Source organism: Streptomyces sp. LS1784 (genome assembly GCF_020103755.1).
Lineage (GTDB): Bacteria > Actinomycetota > Actinomycetes > Streptomycetales > Streptomycetaceae > Kitasatospora.
The window spans coordinates 1-5,115 of sequence record NZ_JAHSQD010000570.1 but is presented as its reverse complement, the minus strand read 5'-3'; the positions used below and the strand labels follow the sequence as shown (position 1 = coordinate 5,115).

Annotated in this window: 5 protein-coding genes and 1 pseudogene; 4 read left to right on the top strand and 2 right to left on the bottom strand. The window is 73.7% G+C overall.

Translation table 11 applies throughout. The features are described from left to right. Both KS423_RS37905 and KS423_RS37900 read right to left on the bottom strand, forming a co-directional pair. Window positions 1-1,386, bottom strand: a pseudogene (locus KS423_RS37905) (excinuclease ABC subunit UvrA); the annotation flags it as partial. Beyond that, window positions 1,383-1,934, bottom strand: a complete 552-nt coding sequence (locus KS423_RS37900) for a pyridoxamine 5'-phosphate oxidase family protein (protein WP_224284282.1) — start codon at window positions 1,932-1,934, stop codon at window positions 1,383-1,385. The pseudogene KS423_RS37905 and the gene KS423_RS37900, both read right to left, overlap by 4 nt. A 290-nt stretch (window positions 1,935-2,224) precedes the next feature. Here KS423_RS37900 and KS423_RS37895 point away from each other — a divergent pair, with 290 nt between their 5' ends. The 4 genes from KS423_RS37895 to KS423_RS37880 form a co-directional block, all read left to right on the top strand. Further along, entirely contained in the window at window positions 2,225-2,794 is a 570-nt protein-coding gene (locus KS423_RS37895) for a hypothetical protein (RefSeq protein WP_224284281.1), read from the top strand. Window positions 2,795-2,946: 152 nt separating this feature from the next. Further along, window positions 2,947-3,318: a phosphoribosyl-AMP cyclohydrolase gene (gene hisI, locus KS423_RS37890; protein WP_224284280.1), complete on the top strand. Its 372-nt coding sequence runs from the start codon at window positions 2,947-2,949 to the stop codon at window positions 3,316-3,318. A 38-nt stretch (window positions 3,319-3,356) separates the two neighbouring features. Continuing rightward, a complete protein-coding gene (locus tag KS423_RS37885) occupies window positions 3,357-4,880 on the top strand; it encodes an anthranilate synthase component I (protein ID WP_224284279.1) in 1,524 nt (507 codons plus the stop codon). 52 nt (window positions 4,881-4,932) lie between these two features. Beyond that, window positions 4,933-5,115, top strand: a 183-nt coding sequence (locus KS423_RS37880; protein ID WP_224284278.1) for a hypothetical protein, incomplete at its 3' end; no start/stop codon positions are given.

Genomic DNA, 5,115 nt, shown 5'->3' with positions numbered 1-5,115 from the left:
CGAGGCGGGGTCGGCGGCGACCAGCGCGGGCGGGCCGCAGACCAGGACCTCGCCGCCCAGCCGGCCCGCGCCCGGCCCCATGTCGACGACCCAGTCGGCGCGGGCGATCAGCTCGGGGTCGTGCTCGACGAGCAGGACGGTGTTGCCGGCGTCGCGCAGTTCCAGGGCGATGTCGAGCAGGTGCCGCTTGTCCGCCGGGTGCAGCCCGGCGCCGGGCTCGTCCAGGACGAAGACGACGTCGCTCAGCTCGGTGCCGAGCTGGGCGGACAGCCGGGTGCGCTGCAGCTCGCCGCCGGACAGTGTGGCGGCGCCGCGGGACAGTTGCAGGTGGGCCAGGCCGAGCCGGTCCAGGAGGCGCAGCCGGCGCCCGAGGTCCTGCAGCAGGGGCTCGCCGACGGCGCGCTGCCGGTCGTCGAGGGTGTCGGCGAGGTGCCCGGCCCAGCGGCGGACCTCTCGGACGTCCACCTCCAGCAGCTCGGGGTAGGACAGGCCGCCGAGGCGTACGGACTGGGCGACCCGGTCGAATCCGCTGCCACGGCAGGTGCCGCAGGGCTCCTCGCGCAGGTACGGCAGGTACCGCTGCTTGGCGTCGGCCGTTCGGGCGTTGGCAAACACCCGCTCCACCTCAGCGAGCGCGCCGCGCAGCGGCTGGCTGGAGGTGTACGTCATCCGGGCCGTCTCGTTCCGGTTCGGGATGTCGACCGTGGCCTCGACGGCCTCGTCGCCGGTGCCGTACAGGACGTCGTGCCGGAACGCCGCGGGCAGCGACCGCCAGGGCAGGCCGAGGTCCACGCCGCGGGCGGCGGCGAGCGCGGGGACGAACACGTGCTCTCCGGAGCGCCACTTGGCGAACCAGGGGGAGGCGCCGTCGAACAGCGGGAGGTCCGGGCGGGTGATGACGAGGTCCTCCGCCGCCTGCCGGCGTGCGCCGGCGCCGTGGCAGTCCGGGCAGCCGCCTTCGGGGGTGCGGCGGTCGAAGTGCGCGGTGATCAGGGGGCCTTCGGCGGTGTCCGGGCCCGGGCCGACCCCTGGAAGGCGAGAGAAGAGCAGGCCGAGGTGCCCGTCGATCCCCGTGATGGTTGCGACGGTGGAGCGCGGGTTGCGGTTCAGACGGCGCTGGTCGACCGCGAGGGTGGCGCCGAGGCCGAGGATGCGGTCGACCTGGGGACGGTTGCGCTGGCTGATGTACTGGCGGACGAACGGCGAAAGGCCTTCCAGGTAGCGCAGTTGGGCCTCGCTGTGCAGGGTGTCGACCGCCAGCGACGTCTTTCCGCTGCCGCTGACGCCGGTGAAGGCGACAAGCCGGCCCTTGGGGATGCTGACGGACACGTCGCGCAGGTTGTTGGTCCGGGCGCCGACGACCTCGATGGTGCCGCGCGGGTTCACGCCCCGTCCGCCTTCTCTGCCGTCTCCGCCTTCTTCGTGAGCTTGGCCAGGTCGGGGGCGAACGCGGCCATCCACTGCGGGTGCAGCCGGTAGTAGACGACGTCGTTGTCCCAGTCGAAGGCGTCGTCGCCGTAGAACCCCTGGAAGTACGCGAGCAGCTCCGGCCAGTCGGCGGCCGGCTCGCCGCCGTACGGGTTGATGACCTCCACGCTCCCGTGCGTGAACACGCCCAGGTCCTCCCCGCGCAGGTGCGCGGCACTGACCGCGGGCCGGGCGGCGAGGTGCCGGGCCTTGGCGGCACCCCGAGCGGTGCCGAAGTGCCACTTCCCGTGCAGGAAGTGCCCGTCCACGCCGCTGATCCGCGGCTCCCCCTTCGCCGTCACCGTGGACAGCGCGAGCGTGCACATCCCGGTCAGCACACCGGTGAGCTGACCGGCGGTCAGCGTGCGCTCACTGCTGATGATCGACCGCAGGTGCGCCGTCGACCGGGAGAGCGAGGAATCGAGAAGGGCCTGGAGCCGTCGGAGCTCCTCGGGTGTTTCACGCATCAGGTTCCTCTGTCCATCCGTCCGTCGTCCCGGCCCGGCACCACCACGGCCCGACCGGCAACCCCCACCCTCCCCGGAAAACCCGACACCTCCTGTCGCCTTTCCCACGACATCCCCCGGCACACCGACAGTGGTCACCCAGACGTCGGAGGTCCGACGGGAGCGGGGCTGTCGAAGGTCCTGGTGGCGATGTTCTGCGGCGCCGCCATAGGCCGGGTGACTGCCCCCGTGCGGGGCGAGTTCGGTGAAGCGGCTGTCAGGCGGGGGTCGGGTGGGCCATCCTCGTGGCCATGACCTCCGAGCAGCCGCCGCCCGCAGCCGGCTCCCGTCCGTCCCGCGGCCTGGTCCTGACCGTCGCCGCCGTGCTGGTCGTCCTGCTCGCGGTGGTGGCCACCGCGGTGCTCTGGCCGGACGACAGGAAGCCGGCCGCCGCGCCGCCGCCCACCCCCACGGCCACCCCGACGCCGACACCCACCCCTACGCCCACGCCGACCAAGCCGCAGCCGCCGTACGCCTTCTTCCCGGTCGGCGCCTGCTTCGACCACCCGCAGCTGAGCCCGGTGATCACCAAGGCAGAGGAGCGCCCCTGCACCGGTGACCACGACGGCGAGGTGATCGCCGACCTCACACTCGCCGACGGCCTCACCGGAGAGATCCAGCTCGCCCTCGCCATGCGGGACGGCTGCAAGGAGGCCGAAGCCGCCGCCAAGGCCCGCCAGGCCGACGGTAAGACCTACTACGGCCGCCAGTTCGGCCCGGCCATGGCCAACTACCAACAGGGCTGGCGCGACTACACCTGCACCCTGACCGCCGGCAACAAGCAGGGCGGCCCCAAACTCACCGGGCAACTGCACCCGTAGAGGCACAGCCGGGCCGCTCTCGACGTCGCCCGCCGTGCCGCCCAGGCGGGGCGGGCGACATGCTCCTGCGGCGACGCCCCGCGGCACGCGCCACAGGGGGGAAGCGAGGACAGGCCCCGCGGGGGCGGCGACCGGGCTGACACAATGGCCCCATGTCCACCACACCCGCCACTCCCGGCAGCACCGCCCTCGCCCCCGAGATCGCCGCCCGGCTCAAGCGCACCGAGGACGGCCTGATCCCGGCCATCGCCCAGCAGTACGACACCGGCGAGGTGCTGATGCTCGGCTGGATGGACGACGAGGCGCTGCACCGCACCCTGACCACGGGCCGCTGCACCTACTGGAGCCGCAGCCGCCGTGAGTACTGGGTGAAGGGCGACACCTCCGGCCACGTCCAGGCGGTCAAGTCGGTGGCCCTGGACTGCGACGGCGACACCCTGCTGGTCAAGGTCGACCAGACCGGCGCGGCCTGCCACACCGGCGACCGCACCTGCTTCGACGCCGACGTGCTCCCGCTGTCCTGACCCCACTCCGTCCACAACTCCAGAAGGTGCCGCCCGTCATGGATCTCGAAGCCTTCCGCAAGCTCGCAGTCGACACCCGGGTCATCCCGGTCACCCGCAGGCTCCTCGCGGACGGTCTCACCCCGATCGGCCTCTACCGCAGCCTCGCCGAGGAGCGGCCCGGCACCTTCCTGCTGGAGTCCGCCGAGCAGGGCCGCAGCTGGTCGCGCTACTCCTTCGTCGGGGTGCGCAGCGCCGCCGCGCTCACCGTCGGCCCGGACGGCGGAGCCCGCTGGCTCGGCACCCCGCCGGTCGGCATCCCCACGGCCGGTGACCCGCTGGAGGTGCTGCGCGCCACCCTGCAGGCGCTGCACACCCCGCGCCAGGAGGACGACGGCCTGCCCCCGCTCACCGGCGGCCTGGTCGGCTACCTCGGCTACGACATCGTCCGCCGGCTGGAGAAGCTGCCCGACCTCAACCCGGACGACCTGGGCCTGCCCGAGCTGACCATGCTGCTCGCCACCGACCTCGCGGTCCTCGACCACGTCGACGGCACGGTGCTGCTGATCGCCAACGCCGTCAACCGCGACGACCTGGCCAGCGGCGTGGACGAGGCCTGGGCGGACGCGGTGGCCCGGCTGGACGCGATGGAGGCCGAGCTGTTCAAGCCGGTCGACCCGGGCCTGGCCACCTTCACCCCGGTCGGCCCCGGCGAGGTGCACTCGCCGTTCGGCGGCGCGCCGTACCGGGCCGCGGTGGAGGAGGTCAAGGAGCGGATCCGGGCCGGCGAGGCCTTCCAGGTGGTGCCCTCGCAGCGCTTCGAGGCGCCCTGCCCGGCCTCCGCGCTGGACGTCTACCGCGTGCTGCGCACCACCAACCCCAGCCCGTACATGTACCTGTTCCGCTTCCCCGGACCGGACGGCGGGGCCGAGGGCGGCTTCGACGTGGTCGGCTCCAGCCCGGAGGCGCTGGTCAAGGTCACCGACGGCGAGGCGATGCTGCACCCGATCGCCGGCACCCGGCACCGCGGCGCCACCCCGCACGAGGACGCGGAGCTGGCGGCCGAGCTGCTCGCCGACCCCAAGGAGCGGGCCGAGCACCTGATGCTGGTGGACCTCGGCCGCAACGACCTCGGCCGGGTCTGCGAGCCGGGCAGCGTCGAGGTCGTCGAGTTCATGCAGGTCGAGCGCTACAGCCACGTGATGCACATCGTGTCGACGGTGACCGGCAAGGTCGCCCCGGGGCGGACCGCCTTCGACGTGCTGACCGCCTGCTTCCCGGCCGGGACCCTCTCCGGCGCGCCCAAGCCGCGGGCGATGCGGATCATCGAGGAGCTGGAGCCCACCCGCCGCGGCCTGTACGGCGGCTGCGTCGGCTACCTGGACTTCGCCGGGGACTCGGACACCGCGATCGCGATCCGCACCGCGGTGCTGCGCGACGGCACCGCGTACGTGCAGGCCGGCGCGGGCGTGGTGGCCGACTCCGACCCGCACGGCGAGGACACCGAGTGCCGCAACAAGGCGGCCGCCGTGCTGCGGGCCGTCGCCACCGCCAATACGCTGCGGACGCCGGAACTGTCGTAGAGGTCGTGGAACCGGTGTCGTGACTGCCGGAGCGCGCGAGGAGGCGGCCGGGATGCCCGAGGTAACCGAGGTGCCGTACGACGAGCTGCGCTGGGCGGTCGTGCTCGGCGCCGCCGGACAGCTGGGCGAGCAGCCGGCGGGCCACGGCCGGGTGCTGTCCGGGGTGGCGATCGACTTCCCGGCGGCGCCCGGCGGCTCCGGCCGGGACCGGGCCGACCCGGGCACGGTGCTCGCC